This window comes from Rhodococcus sp. BS-15 (genome assembly GCF_000813105.1).
In the GTDB taxonomy this organism is placed as follows: Bacteria; Actinomycetota; Actinomycetes; order Mycobacteriales; family Mycobacteriaceae; genus Rhodococcoides.
In genome coordinates this window covers 1-18,393 of sequence record NZ_BAOX01000020.1, presented here as the reverse complement: position 1 = coordinate 18,393, position 18,393 = coordinate 1, and the positions used below count along the sequence as shown (strand labels likewise).

The 18,393-nt window shown below is 65.3% G+C and carries 6 protein-coding genes and 4 pseudogenes; 2 read left to right on the top strand and 8 right to left on the bottom strand.

The features are described 5' to 3' along the window. Positions 1-6: 6 nt before the first annotated feature. Positions 7-3,323: pseudogene (locus RHBS_RS04635) on the top strand (arabinosyltransferase domain-containing protein). A gap of 51 nt (positions 3,324-3,374) precedes the next feature. On the opposite strand, the pseudogene RHBS_RS04630 reads toward RHBS_RS04635, so the two are convergent. From RHBS_RS04630 to RHBS_RS04620, 3 genes and pseudogenes are all read right to left on the bottom strand, one after another. Continuing rightward, positions 3,375-4,960: pseudogene (locus tag RHBS_RS04630) on the bottom strand (AMP-binding protein). Positions 4,961-4,991: 31 nt separating this feature from the next. Further along, positions 4,992-5,900 carry an SDR family NAD(P)-dependent oxidoreductase gene (locus RHBS_RS04625; RefSeq protein ID WP_121871822.1) on the bottom strand — a complete coding sequence of 303 codons (909 nt, stop codon included), beginning with the start codon at positions 5,898-5,900 and terminating at the stop codon, positions 4,992-4,994. A 17-nt stretch (positions 5,901-5,917) separates the two neighbouring features. Next, positions 5,918-6,757, bottom strand: coding sequence for an alpha/beta fold hydrolase (locus RHBS_RS04620; RefSeq protein ID WP_121872868.1), 840 nt, complete (start codon positions 6,755-6,757; stop codon positions 5,918-5,920). A gap of 279 nt (positions 6,758-7,036) precedes the next feature. Between RHBS_RS04620 and RHBS_RS04615 the strand changes: the two genes are divergently transcribed. Beyond that, positions 7,037-7,666, top strand: a complete 630-nt coding sequence (locus tag RHBS_RS04615; RefSeq protein ID WP_121872867.1) for a TetR/AcrR family transcriptional regulator — start codon at positions 7,037-7,039, stop codon at positions 7,664-7,666. Here RHBS_RS04615 and RHBS_RS04610 read toward each other — a convergent pair. The 5 genes and pseudogenes from RHBS_RS04610 to RHBS_RS04590 form a co-directional block, all read right to left on the bottom strand. Beyond that, complete coding sequence (locus RHBS_RS04610; RefSeq protein ID WP_121871821.1) at positions 7,629-9,173, bottom strand: acyl-CoA carboxylase subunit beta; 1,545 nt, start codon at positions 9,171-9,173, stop codon at positions 7,629-7,631. The two genes, RHBS_RS04615 and RHBS_RS04610, sit on opposite strands and share 38 nt — an antisense overlap. A 3-nt stretch (positions 9,174-9,176) precedes the next feature. Continuing rightward, positions 9,177-14,218: pseudogene (gene pks13 / locus RHBS_RS04605) on the bottom strand (polyketide synthase Pks13). A gap of 44 nt (positions 14,219-14,262) precedes the next feature. Continuing rightward, positions 14,263-16,161: pseudogene (gene fadD32 / locus RHBS_RS04600) on the bottom strand (long-chain-fatty-acid--AMP ligase FadD32). Between the two features lie 181 nt (positions 16,162-16,342). Next, on the bottom strand, positions 16,343-17,341 hold the full coding sequence (locus tag RHBS_RS04595) for an LLM class F420-dependent oxidoreductase (protein ID WP_121871818.1): 999 nt from the start codon (positions 17,339-17,341) through the stop codon (positions 16,343-16,345). A gap of 207 nt (positions 17,342-17,548) precedes the next feature. Beyond that, positions 17,549-18,393, bottom strand: an 845-nt coding sequence (locus RHBS_RS04590) for a cutinase family protein (RefSeq protein ID WP_128644944.1), incomplete at its 5' end; no start/stop codon positions are given.

Sequence of the window (18,393 nt, the reverse complement as noted above, 5' to 3'; positions counted from 1 at the left end):
ACTCTCGTGCCCGACGTCGTGACAGATTCATCAGCTGGTCCACCCGTCCCCGCTCCACTGGGAGCCTCGGACGAACTTCGTGCTCAGGTACGAGTTCCCCGGCTGATGGCCATGGTGGCAGGCGTGCTCGGTGTGCTGTTCGCGCTGATCACTCCGTTCGCACCCGTCACTCAGACCACGGCGACCATCGAATGGCCGCAGAACGGGCTCCTGCAGGACGTGGACGCCCCGCTGGTGTCCCAGGCACCCCTGAGCCTCACTGCGACCCTCCCGTGCTCTGCCGTCGCAGCACTCCCCGCGTCGGGCGGGTTGCTGCTGGCGACGGCGCCCCCGCAGGGTGAAGGCGCAGCACTGAACAGTCTGTTCGTTCGCGTCGGCGAACAGAACGTCGACGTTCTGGACCGCAACGTCGTCGTCGCGACGGCACCTCGCGCCGACGTCCAGAGCACCCGCTGCGCGGCCATCGAGATCACCTCGAACGACCAGTACACCTCCGCGGCCTTCACCGGACTGACCGATGATGACGGGCAGCCTCTGCAGGGCCGGCTCGACGGCGATCTGCGCCCCCAGGTCGTCGGCATCTTCAGCGATCTCAGCGGCGCGGCCCCGGCCGACATGTCCGTCACCGTCGACGTCGACTCGCGCTTCTCGTCGTCGCCGACGTTGCTCAAGTCGCTGATCATGATCCTCGCGATCGCATGCACCTTGCTGGCCATCGGCGCACTCGGACGGCTCGACGGCACCGACGGCCGCGCGCACCGCCGCTTCTTCCCCTCCCACTGGTGGAAATTCACCGGCGTCGACGTCACCGTTCTCGGCGTTCTGGTGGGTTGGCACTTCGTCGGTGCCAATACCTCGGACGACGGCTACCTGCTCACGATGGCCCGCGCCGCCGATCACTCCGGCTACATGGCCAACTACTTCCGCTGGTTCGGCGTACCCGAGGCCCCGTTCGGCTGGTACTACGACGTACTCGCCGTCTTCGCCAAGATCTCGACCGCCAGCCCGTGGATGCGTCTACCAGCCTCATCGCAGGCGTCCTGTGCTGGATGGTGATCAGCCGTGAGGTGGTGCCACGCCTCGGCCGCGCCGTACGCAAATCCAATGTCGCCCTGTGGACCGGCGGACTGGTGTTCCTCGCGTTCTGGCTGCCGTACAACAACGGACTTCGTCCCGAGCCGATCGTCGCTCTGGGCGCACTCCTCACCTGGTGCTCGGTGGAACGATCCATCGCCACCGGACGACTGCTCCCCGCAGCCGCGGCATGTCTCATCGGAGCCTTCACCCTCGCCGCAGCGCCGACCGGATTGATGTGTGTGGCAGCACTTCTCGCCGGGGCCCGGCCCATCGCGCGCATCGTCGTCCGACGCCACCGCCAGGTCGGCACCCTCGCGATGCTGGCACCGTTGGCCGCGGCAGGCGTACTGGTTCTCGTGGTCGTGTTCGCCGACCAGACGTACGCGACGGTCATCGAGTCCACCCGAGTCCGCACCATCATCGGCCCCAACGAGGCCTGGTACCAGGACTTCCTGCGCTACTACTACCTCTTCGTGCAGACCGTCGACGGCTCCGTCGCACGCCGCTTCGCATTCCTGACGATGATCCTGTGCCTGTTCACCACACTGTTCGTTCTGCTTCGTCGCCGACGCATCCCCGGTATCGCGAACGGGCCGGCCTGGAGGCTTCTCGGCGTCGTGCTCGGCACCATCTTCTTCATGATGTTCAACCCCACCAAGTGGACTCACCACTTCGGTTCCTACGCCGGAATCGCCGGTGGACTCGCCGCCCTGACCGCAGTCGCCGTCTCGGCCAGCGCACTGCGCTCGCGACGCAACCGATCGCTGTTCACCGCCGGGCTGATGTTCGTTCTCGCACTGTCGTTCTCGGGCATCAACGGCTACTGGTACGTCTCGAGCTACGGCGTGCCGTGGTTCGACAAGACGGTATCGCTGAGCGGCAACGAATCGGGAACCCTGTTCCTCATCCTGTTCGGGCTCGTCCTCGCCGTCGCCGCATTCCAATATCTACGCGAGGGATACGCTCCCCCACAACCGAAACCGACGTCTGCGCGCGGCAAGCGCATCCGTAAGTTCGCCGCCGCACCACTGACCGTCATCGCCGGAATCATGGTGCTGTTCGAGGTGCTCTCGCTCGTCAAGGGAGCCGTCTCGCAGTATCCCGCCTACTCGCTGGCCCGCTCGAATGTGCAATCAGTTCTGGGCAATTCGTGCGGACTCGCCAACGACGTCCTCGTCGAATCGAACCCCAACGCAGGTGTACTGAGCCCGCTGCCCGAGGAATTCGACCCCGTCGCAGGACCCCTCGGCGGATCGAGCAGCACACTGCGAAACTTCACTGCCAACGGCGTTCCCAGCGACCTCAGCGCCGACGCCGTGGAAGTCAAACCAGGACAAGGCAATACCGACCAACAGTCCGTCGGACCCGCCTTCGAGGAAGGCCAGAGCTCCGGAACTGCAGGAGGCACCGGCGAAGTGGGCGTCAACGGCTCCTCCGCCGCCCTGCCCTTCGGTCTCGACCCGGCCACCACCCCCGTCCTCGGCTCCTACCAGGAAGGCGTCCAGGAGCCGGCCGCGGCCACCTCGACCTGGTACCAGCTACCCGCCCGCAGCGACGACGCTCCCCTGGTCGTCTTCTCCGCAGCCGGACGCATCTGGTCCTACGACGACACCGGAGCCCTCACCTACGGACAATCCCTACTGCTCGAATACGGCAAGCGCCAGGCCGACGGAAGCGTCCAGGCACAGGGCACCTACCTGCCGCGCGACATCGGACCCGCACCCTCGTGGCGTAACCTCCGAATCCCGTTGGCGGACATCGCACCCGACGCCGACGCCGTCCGCATCGTCGCCAACGACCCCAACCTCACCGGCGACCAATGGCTCGCGTTCACCCCGCCCCGGGTGCCCGTGATGGAGAATCTGAACACCCTCATCGGCAGCGATCAGCCCGTACTGCTCGACTGGGCCGTCGGACTGCAATTCCCGTGCCAACGCCCCTTCGACCACCGAAACGGCGTCGCCGAGGTACCCGGATACCGCATCCTCCCCGACCGCCCACTCGCCGTCAGCTCCACCGACACCTGGCAATCCGGCGAGAACGGCGGCCCACTGGGCTGGTCCGAACTGCTCGCCAAGCCCGTCGCCATCCCCACGTACCTCGACAACGACTGGGCCAGGGACTGGGGATCACTCGAACGCTACGAGCAGTACTACCCCAGCGCCGTGCCCGCCGACGTGAACACTGCTGACGTCACCCGTTCGGGTTGGTACAAAGACGGCCAACTGCGAGTTTTCGAGGACTGACTTCGGCCGGCCCCACGCGATCGTGGGGCCGGCTGTCGGACAGTTACTCGCTCAAGACCTGATCCGCGAGGACTCCTCGGCCCACGCGCGCTCGCGCAGGGCGAACTTCTGGATCTTGCCGGTCGACGTATGGGGCAGTTGTCCGAAGTAGACGTGCTTGGGCGTCTTGAACCCCGCCAGGCGGTATCGGACGTGCGCGATCACCTCTTCCGCCGTCGCGATGCTCCCCTCGTGCAGGGTGACATACGCCGCGGGAACTTCGCCCCACCGCGCGTCGGGAACGCCGATGACTGCCACTTCGAGGACAGCGGGGTGCGCGGCAATGGCCTGCTCCACCTCGACCGAGGAGATGTTCTCTCCTCCCGAGATGATGACGTCCTTGCTGCGGTCACGGAGCTCGATGAAGCCGTCAGCATGCATGACTCCTAGGTCACCGCTGCGGAACCAGCCGTCTGGGGCCGCGGCCGACGTGCCTCCGGGTCCTTGAAGTAGCCGAGCATCACGCCGTTACCGCGGAACGCGATCTCACCGACCGTCCAACCGTCCGCCGGAGCGTCGCCGTCCGCCGTGATGACCCGAGCCCGCGTCGAGATCATGGTAGGAACCCCCTGCCGCGCGCGAAGGCGGGCTTGCTCCGCCGAATCGAGCACGTCCCATTCCGGCGGCCAGTCGCAGATGATCCCCGGTCCGTAGGTCTCGGTCAGACCGTAGAAGTGGGTCACATCGAAACCGAGTCTCCGCATGCGCTCGAGAAGTGTCGGGCTCGGCGGCGCGCCGCCCGTGCCGATACGGATCAATGGCTGATCCGCGCGCCGGGCAGCGATGTCGTCCGAAGCCTTCGCGTACGCCAGCATCGACAGCACTGTGGGCGCACCGCAGAGGTGCGTCACGCCCTCTTCGTCGATCAGCCGCCACGCCTCGTCGGCATCGACCTTGCTCAGACACACGTGTGTGCCGCCGGCCGCCGTCACCGCCCACGGAAAAGTCCACCCGTTGCAATGGAACATCGGCAAAGTCCACAGGTACTTCGTGGCGGGGCTCAGACCGAAGTGGCCCACCATCGACAGCGCCTGAAGATAGGCACCACGGTTGTGGTACATCACTCCCTTGGGTCGTCCGGTGGTGCCAGAGGTGTAACTGATGGACAACAGCGCACGCTCGTCGGTGAGCGTGGGCAGGGGGTTCCGGTGACCTTCCCCGATGAAACGCTCGTAGTCCTCGCTGCCGACCCACACGATCTCCACGTCAGCGGGGATGTCCGCCGTTGCGGCTGTCACTGCGTCGCGAAAGTCGTTGTGAGCGATCAGCGTCGAGGCTTCGGAATGCTCGAGGATATAGGCGATCTCGGTGCCGGTGAGCCTGGTGTTGATGGTGACAAGGGCTCGTCCTGACATCGGTACTCCGAAGTGCGCCTCCAGCGTCTCGTGCGTGTTGGGGCACAGGACGGCCACCGGAGTCACCGGGCCCGCCAAAGCCGCTGCCAAATCTCGACAGCGGGCGGCGAACTCGGCGTAGGTGAACCGGGAGTCTCCGTCTATCACGGCGACCCGGCCCGCATGGGAGGCGAGTGCCCGCTCGAGAAGCAGCTGCGGAAGCAGCGGCTCGAACGACAGTTCGTACGACGGATCGGCGTTCATCGAGAGCTCCTTGCAGTCATGGCTTGTCGGTTCACTGGCCGGGCGTGAACAAGAGCGCGCGCGCGACCGTCGAGGGCCCGATCTCCGCCAGCTGACGCTTCTCCATGTCGCCCAGCGCATGGTGCACCGTCCGGTCGCCGATGTGCTTGCGATCGAGCACCGGTGCCGCGATGCCGCGCATCAACGACACCGGCAGCCAACGCGCAGGAACCGTCATCGCTCGCTGTCGTGCCACGATTCCGTCCACGAGTGCTGCCGCAGCCTGCTCGGGCTTGATGTGCTTGAGCAGGAACTTCGGACTGGCCTCCAGCAGAGCCATCATGTGCGGGTCCGAATCGACGCCGTCGCGCACCATGTCGGTGTCGATGAGCGAAAAGTAGGCCGTCATCGCCGAGGCGCCGTGCATGGCCAGCTCCACACTGAGTCCTCGACCGAGCTGCTCGATGGCCGCCTTACTCATGGCGTACGGGATCGCCCCGGCTCCGTTGATGTAGGCGAAGACCGAGCTGATCAGAACGATCTGGCCCTTCGAGTCGATGATGTCCTCGATCGTCGCCGCGACCGAGTTCATCACCCCGTCGACATTGACGGACATGACGGACTCGGCCTGACCGGGACGCAGCGAACGCACCGTGGCAGCCCCGCCGAAGATGCCCGCATTGGCGATCAGGACGTCGATGCGTCCGAACTGCTGTCGTGCGTTCGCAGCCGCTGCCGTGACCGATGCGGAGTCGGTCACGTCGCACTGCACCGCGGCACCGAGACCGTCGGGCAGCGATGATGCTGTGCGCCGGGCTCCTTCGAGGTCACGGTCGGCAATCACAACTCGCGCACCCCGACGAGCCAGGGCATCGGCGGTCGCCGCGCCGAGACCTCGGCCTGCCCCAGTGAGGAAGACCACCTTGCCGTCCAGTGCGTAGCTCTCTTTCCGCCACAGCATCTTTCGACCCCGTGCGCTCACAGCTCTTCTCCGGAATCCGCAAGGAAGCCGACAAGCGCGGGGGCAAATTTCTCGTGGTATTGGAAGATGCCTCCGTGTCCCGAGTTCGGATAGATGATGAGCTCCGATCCGTCGATCCGACGTTGCAGCTCGCCCGAGAGAGCCGAATCCACCATTCGGTCGTTGTCGCCGTTGGCAATCAACGTCGGTTGTCTCACCGTCGAGAGATCGTGAGGCGCAGATCGTCCCCACGCCTTGATCGCCTTGAGCTGACGAAGAATCGCGGGCAGGGACACCGCCTTGTCGCGGTCGGAGCGCTCCTCGAGTCGACGCATGAATTCCCGCGCTGCGCCCCGGCCCTGTGCGTCGCGACCGAAGAACAGGAACTCCTTGGGATCCGAACGGGTGATGGCACCTCGGAAGATGTCGTAGAAGGTGACCCTCGAGACCGCATCCATGCTGGCACCCTTCGGACCCGTGCCGGTGAGGACGAGCTTGCGCACCAGCTCGGGATGCCGGACAACCAGCTCCTGCGCCACCATCCCGCCGAGCGAGAAGCCGAAAAGGTCGACTCGTTGGTATCCAAGAGCGCGGATGAAGGCCACTGCATCGCGGGTCATGGCCTCGACGTCGGTCGGCACACTTCCGGTCGTCGCACCAAGGCCGCGATTGTCGAACGCAATGACGTGGCGGTGTGCAGCGACGGCGTCGACGATCCGTGGATCCCAGTTGTCGAGGTTCGCCGCGAGGTGGACGAGGAACACGACGGGAATGCCGCCCTTCGGCCCCAGCTCACGGTAGGCGTAGGTGACGTCTCCGACGTCGACCGTACGAGTCGGCGCGTCTCGGTAGGCCATGACGGTCGGGGCCGTGGAACTCGGCACCCCCTGGCCGTTCTGGTTGCTCTTCTCGGACATACCACTCTCCTCATCGAGTACGTGGCGCAGCAGCGTCACGATGGCGGCCTCGACCCCATCGTGACGGCGGAGTCTCGGATGAACTTCAGAGCGATAGTATCATGATCATAATTCAATGAGGTCGAATCGGCGCAACCGACGAAAGCTGTATGGCACCTACACTGGCCGTCGAGGATTCGAGATGTCCGAGGTGCGTCGGGCCGGAAGGGAATGGGCGAGATGACGCGTTACGGTCGAGAGCACAAGGCAGTGACTCGTCGCAGAATCCTGGAGTCGGCAGGGAAGCGACTGAAGGTGTCAGGGATCGACGGCTCGGGCGTCGCATCGCTGATGGGCGATGCAGGCCTGACCACGGGTGCGTTCTACGCCCACTTCGACTCCAAGGACGATCTTGTGGTCGAAGTCGTGAAGAACGAGCTGGAATCCCAGCGCAGCGAGCTCAACGCACTGCCTACTGGGCCGGAGGGTGTAGCGGCATTTCTCCGCAACTATCTCTCGGCGCTCCACCGGGACGACCCGGCGCAGGGCTGCGTCTCAGCGGCGCTTCTCGACGAGATCGCCCGCGGCTCGGATACGACGCGGGATGCCTACAGCACCGCACTCATCGCGGTCATCGACGACTTGGCAGATGCGGCCGCGGCCGCATCCGGGACCCCGACACAACGCGTGGATGCCCTCAGCGCACTCGCACTGATGGCTGGAACGGTCCAGGTCGCCCGGTCACTGACCGACACGTCACTGTCCGACGCGGTGCTCGACGCGGGCCTTCGAAACGCAGCGGCGATACTGAATCTGAAGTCGGTCGACCTCACTAAATCGGGAGCAGCGAGTGCTTCCGTGGACTCTTGATCACTTCTTTGTCCCTGAGGATGTGCAGGGCCTTACGGATTTCGAGGCGCGTGCTCGACGGCTCGATGACGGCGTCGATGTAGCCACGCTCGGCCGCGATCCACGGCGTAGCCACGTGCTCGTTGTAGAAGTTGATCAATTGCTTGCGCAGGGCCGGTGCGTTCTCTCCGGCCTCGGCAAGCTGCTTGCGACTCATGATGTTGATGGCGCCCTCGGCACCCATGACGGCGATGCGGGCCGTCGGCCAGGCGAGGTTGATGTCGGATCCGAGCTGCTTCGAGCCCATCACCGCATATCCACCGCCGTACGACTTACGAATCACCACGGTCAGTTTCGGCACCGTCGCTTCGACGAACGAGAAGATGAAGCGGCCACCGCGGTGGATGACACCGAGGGTCTCCTGATCGACGCCGGGCAGGAACCCGGGTGTGTCGACGAGAAAGATGATCGGGATGTTGTACGCGTCGCTGAGGCGGATGAACCGGGCGCATTTGTCCGCTGCCTTGGCGTCGAGCGCCCCGGACAGGTGCATCGGCTGATTGCCGACGATTCCCACCGGTCGACCGTCGACACGGGCAAATCCGGTGATCACGTTCGGTGCAGTCTGACCCGAGAGCTCGTGGAATTCACCGTCGTCGAAAATGCGCAGGATGATGTCGTGCATGTCGTAACCGGCGTTGTCGGCGTCGGGCATGAACGAGTCGAGCTTGCGATCGGATTCGGTGATCTCGGGCTCGAGCCCCGGATTGATCACCGGCGACTCTTCCTGGCAGCTCGACGGCATGTAGCTCAGGTAGTTCCGGATCCACTCGAAAGCGGCCTTCTCGTCGGCAGCCACGTGGTGCACGTTGCCGTTGATGGCCTGGACCCGCGCACTACCCAGTTCGTCGAGGCTGACGTCCTCACCGGTGACGGATTTGATGACGTCCGGGCCGGTGACGAACATGTACGCCTCTTCGGTGGCGACCACGATGTCGGTGTTGATCGGCGCATACACCGCACCACCGGCGCACTTTCCGAGGATCAGGGAGATCTGCGGGCACAGACCGGACAACGCCTCGTGGCGTCGACCCAGCTCGGCGTACCAGGCCAGGGAGGTCACCGCATCCTGCACACGAGCTCCACCGGAGTCGTTGATGCCGACGACCGGGCAGCCCATCTTGATCGCGAAGTCCATGATTCCGGCGACCTTGCGGCCGAACATCTCGCCGACGGTTCCGCCGAACACTGTCTGATCGTGCGAGAACACCGCGATCGGACGACCGTCGACGGTTCCGTGGCCGGTGACGACGCCGTCGCTGTAGAGAGCGGCCGGGTCGTTCGGGGCCTTCACCAGTGCGCCGATCTCGACGAAGCTACCGGGATCGAGCAACGACTTGACGCGATCGCGGGCACTGGGGATGCCCTTCTTCGCGCGCTTCGCTACCCCGATCTCGCCGGCCGGTTCCTCGGCCAGGACGAGCCTCGCTCGTAGTTCGGCCAGCTTCTCCGCAGTGGTGCCACTCAAGATCTACGCTCCGGTTCTTGCAGACTCGATGTTCTCGAGCGTCTTCGACAGATGGGCCGCAATTTTTCCAATGTACGGCTCGTCCACGACGGCGAGGTGGTCGCCTCCGACGTACACGATCTCGAGGTCCTTCACCACCGGTCCCCAGCCACCGTGCTCTTCGCGGGTGGCGTACGCGGGCTCGAGGGCAATCGCGTCGTCGTGGTACTTGTCGGCCAGGTACAGCGTCACGTGCCCGCCGTACTCCTTGAGCTCGGCGGTCTGGATCGCGCGGTTGTCGAGCCACGACGTGCGCTGATGCTCGATGATTCCGCCGGGGATCTTCGCGCCGCTGAGCTTGACCAAGTCGGTGATGATGCGGATCTGTCCCTCGTCGTCCGAGTCCACCAACTTGTCGTACGGAATCGGGTAGTCGACGTTGTACGTCTTCTTCGCGAATGCGGCGTACCGCTCCCAGCGCTTGCGGACCTCGTCCTTGGTGTCCGGAATCGCGGTGCCGGGCATGACGGTGTCGAGCAAACCGACGTAGGCGACCTCGATGCCCTCTTCTTCCATCTGACGCGCCACCTCGTAGGCGAGGATGCCGCCGAGCGACCAGCCGACGAAGACGTACGGCCCCTCGGGCTGGATCGCCTTGATCAGCGGCACGTACTCCGCAGCGCGAGTGGCGATGGGCCCTTCGACGCGCTCGAGTCCGTACATCGGCGTACCTGCCGGCAACTTCCGCAGCAGCGGTTCGTAGGCGACGGTGGAGCTACCGGCCGAGTGGAAGGCGAACACCGGTGTGGCAGTGGAACCTTCGGGGCGGGCGCGCAGATTGCGAACCACACCGTCGATCTCGCCGTCTTCGAGGTGCGGGCGTACCTTGTCGGCGAGCTGCTCGATGGTCTCCGAGTCCAGGACGTCGTCGAAGGTGATCTCGCCACCGGCCCGTTCGGTCAGACGAGCGGCCAACTTCTCGGCCGTCTCGTCATCGAGGATCGGCAGGGTGTTGAAGATGCCCTTGGCCGATTCCTTCGTCACGACCGCCCACGTTGCGAACGTCATCCGCTCGGCGTTGTCACGCGGGGGCACATCGGATCCGGCCGCTTCGGCGAACGCTTCCTTACCGCCCAGGTCGGTCTCGGCTGCAGCAGGAACAGCCGGTGCAGCAACAGGTTCCGGGACTTCAGGAGCCTGCTCGACAGGAGCGGCTTCGACGGCCGGAGCCGGCGCAACTGCAGCCTGCTCGGCAGCCTTCTCGGCTGCCTGCTTGTCGGCCAGCGCCTGCACCTCGTCGCGGTTGTCGATCGCGTAGCGCAGGTACTTCTCCACCTCACGCAGATTCGCGTCGCGGACAGCCTGCAATTGCACTGTGGGGATATCGAATTCGTACTCCACCCGATTCTTGATTCGGACAGCGCTGAGCGAATCGAGGCCCAGTTCGATCAGGGGAACCTCGGGCGGAAGATCCTCCGGTGAGTAGCCCATGGACTCCGCGACGATGATGGCCAGTCGGTCCTCGAGCTTCTGATTGCCGTTGGGATCCCAGCGATCACCGAACGTCTCGACGACCTCGGGCAGTTCCTCCATGGGAGAAGAGGAGCGCTCTTCCAGAGCAACAACGGGTTCCGGACGCACATCGCCCGAGGTGACGACGGCCTCGTGCAGCAACGTGAACGCCGAGCCCTCGTGCGCGTGCACCTGCACCGACGCGCCACCGAGGTGCGAAGTCAGCGTGGTGACGACAGTGCCCACCTTCGGCACGTCGGCGTGGGATGCCGAAACACCCAGTGCCACATCGGAGAACACCTGCGATGCAGCGGCCGTGACCAGCGCATCGAATCCGGTGACGGCCGAGGCCTGAACTTCCCAGACGTGACGGCCGTCGGGCAGCGCGACGCGTGCGCCGGGCACTCGCGTGTTGCCGCTCGAGCTGACCTGCGAGTTGAGCCAGAACTCCTTGCGCAGGTACGCGGTACGTGGGATTGCCGCGTACGGGCCGGACTCGAACAGTGTTGCCAACTCCAGCGCATGCCCGTGGACGTAGAGCTGCGCGAGTGCGGCGAGGAACGTCTCGGCCTCGTCTTCCTTGCGCTTGAGTGTCGGGATGAGCGTCGAGTCGGCAACGCCTGCGGCCCACGCCGTCGCAGCGACCGACATCAATGCCACGGGGTTGGGTGCGAGCTCGATGAACGTCGTATGTCCATCTCCCACAGCGACATTGACAGCCTGGGTGAACCAGACCGGATGACGCATTCCCTTGGTCCAGTAGTCGACGCCGTGGATCGCCGCATGCCCGACGCGATAGTGCGCCTCACGATCGACCGACGAGTAGACCCCGGCAGTGAGTTTGCCGGGTTCGATTCCGGCAAGTTCGGCGGCCAGCTCACCGAGCAGCACGTCGACGGCCGCGGTGTGTCCGGCTCCCTTGACATCGAGGAGGCGGGCCATCTTGCCTGCGGCTTCGGCCATATCGACGAGAGCCTCGACCTCGGCGCGTGGCCCTCCGACGGTGGTGTGAGTCGGTGCTGCGTAGACGCAGGGTTCGACGTTGGGGAACTGATCGGTGAGGGTCTTGACCTCGTCCGGGGTGTACTCGACGAGAGCCATGGCACCCTGCGATGCGGCTCCGAGTCCCTCCTGGCCCTCGGCCAGCAGTCGCGAGCGGGCGTAGATGATGCGCACTGCGTCTTCGAGGTTCAGGCCCCCGGCGACGTATGCGGCCGCGACCTCGCCCATCGAGTGTCCGATGACGGCCGACGGCTCGGCACCGTGCGCGCGAAGCGTTGCCGCCAAGGCGATCTGGATGACGAAGATACCCACCTGGGAGTTCTCGAACTCGTAGGTCTGCGAGTCGTCGAGGATGATCTCGCGAATGGAGTAGCCGGCCTCGTCGACGAGCAACTCGTCCACCTTGTCGACCTCTGCGGCGAACTCCGCGTTGGTGCGGTAGAGCCGCGACGCCATCTTGCGATGCTGCGAACCGAAGCCCGAGAACACCCACACTGCGCCGTTGGACGCGGGCGAATCCGCGGAGAACACACCGGGTCCCGGCTTGCCCGCCGCGATGGCGCGAAGCCCGGCAATCGCCTCGGCCGTCGTGGACGCGAGAACCACTGCACGCGAACGCCCGTGGTTGCGGCGGGCCAACGTGCGGCCGACGTCGACGAGAGGCGTCGTGCTGCCCTCTTCGGTTTCGAGCCAGTCGGCCAGCTCTCCGGCGGCCCGCTTGCGACGCGACGGAAGAGCCGCGGACACAGCGAGAATCACTGTCTTCGAACCGGTTTCAGCGTCAGACGATGCGGTCTCGACCTCCGAAACAGCAGGCTCAGGCTCGGCCACGATCGGCAACTCGGCACCGGAAACGTCGGTAACGCCCTCGATCAGAACGGCTTCCGGGTCCACTGCCGAGGGGTCGAATGCGCCGTCGGTCTCACCCGGGACGTACTCGCGCACGACGACGTGCGCGTTGGTGCCACCGAATCCGAAGCCGGAGACGCCTGCGACGGCCTTGCCGGTGTACCGCGGCCAGTCGGTGGCCTCCGGGATGACTTTCAGGTGCGCCTTGTCGAAGTCGATGTACGGGTTGGGGCCCACGTAGTTCAGCGAGGCGGGGAGCTTGTTCTGCTGCATCGCGAGGACGACCTTGATCAAACCTGCTGCGCCTGCGGCAGATTCGAGGTGTCCGAAGTTGGTCTTCGCCGATCCCAGCAGGGCGGGCTTGTCTGCGTCACGGCCACGACCGACCACCCGACCGAGAGCGTCGGCCTCGATCGGGTCGCCCAGAATGGTTCCGGTGCCGTGCGCTTCGATGTAGTCCACGCCCGACGGGTTGATACCGGCGTCCCGGTAGGCGAATCGCAGCGCATCGGCCTGGGCGTCCGGGTTCGGCGCGAGCAGTCCGTTGGAGCGGCCGTCCTGGTTGATCGCGGATCCGGCGATGACGGCGAGCACCTGATCACCGTCGCGTTCGGCGTCCTCGAGTCGCTTGAGCACGACGAGGCCGCCGCCCTCGGAACGGATCATGCCGTTGGCGTCGGAGGAGAAAGCCTTGATTCGGCCGTCGGGCGCGAGCACACCCGTCTGGCCGAATCCGACGGTGATGGGCGGCGCGAGCAGCATGTTGACGCCACCGGCAACGGCGAGATCGGATTCGCCGGTACGCAGACTGCGCACCGCCTGGTGCACGGCGACCAGCGACGACGAGCACGCGGTGTCGACGGCGATCGACGGCCCACGGAAGTCGTAGAAGTACGACACTCGGTTGGCGACGATGGCGGTGGACGTGCCGGTGAGGGCATACGGGTGCACGGCCGGGTCGCTGACGGCGATGAGCTGGTAGTCGTTGGAGGAGCTGCCGATGAAGACGCCGACCTGGCTGCCCTTGATCGAGCTGGCCGGAATGTGCGCGTGCTCCAACGCTTCCCAGGTCAGTTCGAGCGCGAGCCGCTGCTGCGGATCGACGTTGACGACCTCGTTGGGCGACATCGCGAAGAACTCGGCGTCGAAGGTCTTGACGTCGTCGAGGTAACCGCCCTTGGTCACCGTTGCGGCCACCGCGGCAGCGATGACGGGATCGGAGGTGAATTCCTGCCAGCGGCCGTCGGCAGATCGGTGATGCCGTCGCGGCCCTCGATCAGCAGCGACCACATCTCTTCCGGAGTCTGTCCGGTGCCGGGGAAGCGGGAGGACAGGCCGACGATCGCGACGTCGTGCGCGTCGCCCGAATGCCCGCCGCTGGTGTAGAACGCGTCGTCGACGGTGCCGACCGGCTCGTCCGGCTCGCCCTCGATGATGATCTTGGCCAGCGAGGCGATGGTGGGGTGCTGATAGACGACGGTGGCGGTCAGGGTGACCCCCACCAGCTCCTCGATCTCGCCGCTCAGGGCAACGGCATCGCGAGAGGACAGACCGAATTCCTCCATCGGGCGGTCGTCGGAGATGGCCGACGCCGGTTGCCCGGTCGCGTCCGCAACCCAGTTGCGCAGCCAGTCCCGCAGCTGCGCAACCGTGAGGTCTCCGCCGTCCACGCGCTCGATTTTGTCGGTCTCTAGTTCAGCCATTACTCACCAAGTTGTGTCGGAGGAAAACGGAGGGTGCGCGATCGTCAGTCGGGCAGTTCTGCGTCCGGGAAGGCCGTCTGCTGGTAACCACCGCGCAGAGTGCCCTCGATGTACGCGGCCTTGCATGCGCGTCGAGCGATCTTTCCGCTCGACGTACGCGGAATGGAACCGGCCGGGACGAGCAGGACGTCGCGAACGGTGACGCCGTGCCGAGCGGACACTGCGTACGCACCTCGTCGGCGATCGGAGCCGGGTCTGCCTTGCCGGAGCCGGGTGCGCGCTCGGCGACGATGACGAGCTGCTCGGAGCTGTCGTCGGAGTCCTTGGTCAGGGCAGCGCCACTGAACTCGAACACGATGTCCGGGAGCTGGTTGAGCGGGACGGCAAAGGCTGCGACGAAGCCGGGACGCAATGCCTTGCTGGCTTCCTGAGCCGAGAACTCGAGGTCCTGCGGGTAGTGATTGCGGCCGTCGACGATGACGAGGTCCTTGACGCGGCCGGTGATGTAGAGCTCGCCGTCGTGGTAGACGCCGAAGTCGCCGGTACGCATCCAGTTGCCGCCCTCGGGAGCGCCATCTGCGTGCGAGCCCTCGGGGTTGCGGTGGACGAGCTTGTTGTGGAAGGTCTCCGAGGTCTCGGTGTCGCGGCCCCAGTAGCCCTTGCCGATGTTCTCGCCGTGCAACCAGATCTCGCCGACATGCTCGTCGGCAACCTCGGTGGCGGTCTCGGAATCGACGATGGCGGCCCACTGGCTGCGGGCGACGGTTCCGGTGGACACCTGCGGGATGGCACCGGGGGCGTCCGGGGCGACGACGACGAAGTTGCCCGCGTTGAGCTCGACGCGGTCGACGTAGACGACCTTGGCCTCGTCGGCGTGCTTGCTGGTCGATACGAACAGGGTCGCCTCCGCCATGCCGTAGGACGGCTTGATCGCGGACTTCGGCAAGCCGTAGGGGCCGAACGCATCGTTGAACTTCTTCATCGACGACGTGGTGACGGGCTCACTGCCGTTGATCAGACCGATGACGTTGGACAGGTCCAGGCTCTCGCCGTTCTTCGGCAGACCACGCTGGGCGGCGTGCTCGAACGCGAAGTTGGGTGCTGCTGCGAAGGTGCCTGCGCCGTCGGAGACCGCGGCGAGTTCCTTGATCCAGCGCCATGGCCGCTGCACGAACGCGCGCGGGCTCATGATGGTGATGTACTTGCCGCCGAGCGCCGGAAGGATGACGGTGAGCAGGCCCATGTCGTGGAACATCGGCAACCAGGTGACGCCGCGGGAGTCGTGGTTGATCTCCATGCTGTCGACCATCTGCAACGCGTTGACGCCGACTGCACGGTGGGTGATCTCGACGCCAGCCGGGGTCCGCGTCGAGCCCGAGGTGTACTGCAGGTACGCGATGTCGTCGAGCCCGGCCTTGGGCTCTACCCACGTCTCGCCGACGCTGTCCGGGACGGCGTCGACGGGCGATGATCCGGGGACGCTCCGCGGCGGGCAGCGCGCGGAAGAACGCGCGCACGCCTGCTGCCGAGTTGCTCGCGGTGAGGATGGCGCTCGGCTTGCAGTCACCGAGGACCGCATGCAGGCGGTCGGTGTGGCCGGGCTCGTCGGGATCGAACAGCGGTACCGCGATGGTGCCCGCGTAGATCGCTCCGAAGAATGCGATGACGTACTCGAGGCCCTGCGGCGCCAGAATGGCCACTCGATCACCGGGTTGGGTGACCTGCTGCAGGCGAGCCGCGACAGCTTTGAGGCGAGTACCGAACTCGGCCCAGGTCAGCTCGTGAGCTTCGCCGTCACGTTCCCGGGAGTAGTCGACGAACCGGTACGCGAGCGTGTCGGAATTCTCTTCCACGTTCACCTCGACGTGGCGGACGAGCGTCTGCCCTTCGTCGATGGTGATGTGGCCGTTCTCATCGATGAAATCATCGAACGTGTGGCTCATTACTTCAATCTCCTCCGACACGAATTCGCTGCCACACAGCCTGCGTGACCTGGGCCCGCACGACCGGCTACGTGCACACGGACACCGAACAGCGTTTTATGTTACTTACTGGTAGCTCTTGCGGTGTCGGTTTGGCACCTGGTTTGAAAGGCCAGCTACATGGTACCGACACGCGCCTACGTCACTCGCCTTTCAGCAAGTCGACAACCGGCGCGAATGCTTCCATTTGAGTGGGGAAAACCCCGACATAGGACATCGTCGTCCGCGCGCGAACGTTACGGATCTGATCGGCAATTTCCTCGTATGTCCCGAATGCGAGGTACGGAGACGACAGGATGTCCTCGACGGTAAGCTTGACGTCGACGTCCACGTTCGGCGGGTAGCCGTTGTCGAGTGCCGCCAGTGCCATCTCCGCCATCTGCTCACGGTCGTCGGTGACGACGATCGTGGTGATGGCCCAGTTCAGTTCGATGTCGTCGAACCGATCGCCCGCGGCTGCGCGAATGAGCTCGACTCGCTCGAGGGTCTTCTCGATGGTCATGCCCGAGAGCAGGAGCTTGCCCTCCTTCGAGGTGCTCGGTACCACGGAGATGATGTCGGCGTGCTTGGCCGCCAGGGCGAGCATCTTCGGACCGCCACCGCCGATGCAGATGGGAGGACGCGGCCCCTGGCGTGGCCGGGGACTGCCCTTGAGTCCGGCGATCGTGTAGTGCTTGCCCTGAAAGTTGCATTCCTGACCGCGCAACAGCACGTCGAGAATTTCGAGGGTCTCTTCCAGCTTCTCGATGCGCACGCCAGGGCGGTCGTACGTGATTCCCGCCTTGTCGTACTCCTCACGCATCCAACCGGCACCGAGACCGAGTTCGAGCCGTCCACCCGAGAGCACATCGATGGTGGCCGCATCCTTGGCCAGCACCGCGGGATGCCGGAAGCCGTTGGCCAGGACCGCAGTGCCGAGCCGAATCTTGTCGGTGGCGACGGCGAGCGCGCCGAGTGCTGCGATGGGCCCGACCTGGTTGCCCAGGTGGTCGGGGATCATGAAGCTGTCGTAGCCCAGTTCCTCGGCTTGTTGCGCCAGCTTGATGAACTTCCGAGCCCCGCCCTCCTCGGCGTTTCCCTCTCCGCCTGCAGCGAATCGGAATTTGCGCGGCCCTGCGGTCGCGGCCTCGGCGGAACTCATCTATTGCTCTCCTCGCAAGTGTGCAGCGGTCTTGTTTCGGGTGGCGAGAGCAGCCCGGCCGGGGCCGATCTGCGCAGGTCCAAGGCGCCACTCTAGCCGCTGGCCCGAGTCGATCACACCGGCTGGGGGCTTCACGACTCAGGTTTGTGCCCGGCAATAGATCGCCCCACGTCCCGTTGTGACGTTTCCGTTATAAAGCGTGGTCGCTCACGAATGAGCGGGCGTCGGGGCATTCTCGATCAGCCCGGCGGCCCACGCAGCAGTCCACTGGGTGGCCGTCGTACCGGATCCGTCGACGACGAAACTGTTGTACGACGCATGGACCGGGTTGCCTGCAGCACCGATCAGAATCTGGATGCTCTGCGGAATATTGCGGAGCGACAATCCATCCGACGGTGACGAGCAGATCAGGTCGCCGGGAGCGCAGATCTGATTGGTCCGGTCGTCGAGGGCACCGAAGCCACCTTCTCGACGCCCCGTCATCGTGATGCCGGGCAGGTCGAGTCCGCCGAGAGCGACCTCGGCACCGACACCGTCGAGCGGGGCCGGAACATCGGTACCGGAGACGCCGTCGCGTCGACCGTCGGCGATGAGGGTGACGCCGAGAACGCGATCGGCGGAGATGGGACCGTTGCCCGCTCCGATCTCCGCCGCGATGTCACCGGAGATCACCGCGCCCTGCGAGAAACCGGCGAGGACGAAATTGGTCAACGGGCAGCGTGCACTGACGTCCGTCATCTTCTGCACGGCGACGGCTTTGCCTTCGGTACGACTGTTGTTGTAGGACTCCTGGCCGTCCGGCGGCAGCGCGATGGGATTCGAGAACTGAGCCACGTACGGCACGGTGTAGACGTCGGCTCGTGAGCCGGGGAACTGCTCCTGCAACGGGCGAGTGACGTTGAGCATCAACGACACCGGATTGGCCGTCGGGTTGTACGGATCGTCGGTGGCAGACGACTCCCAGGTACCGGGGATGGCGATGACCTGGACGTCGGGGCAATCGGCCGGCTGCGACGTCGGCTCCTCGGGGCCCGGAGGCACCGGAATTCCCG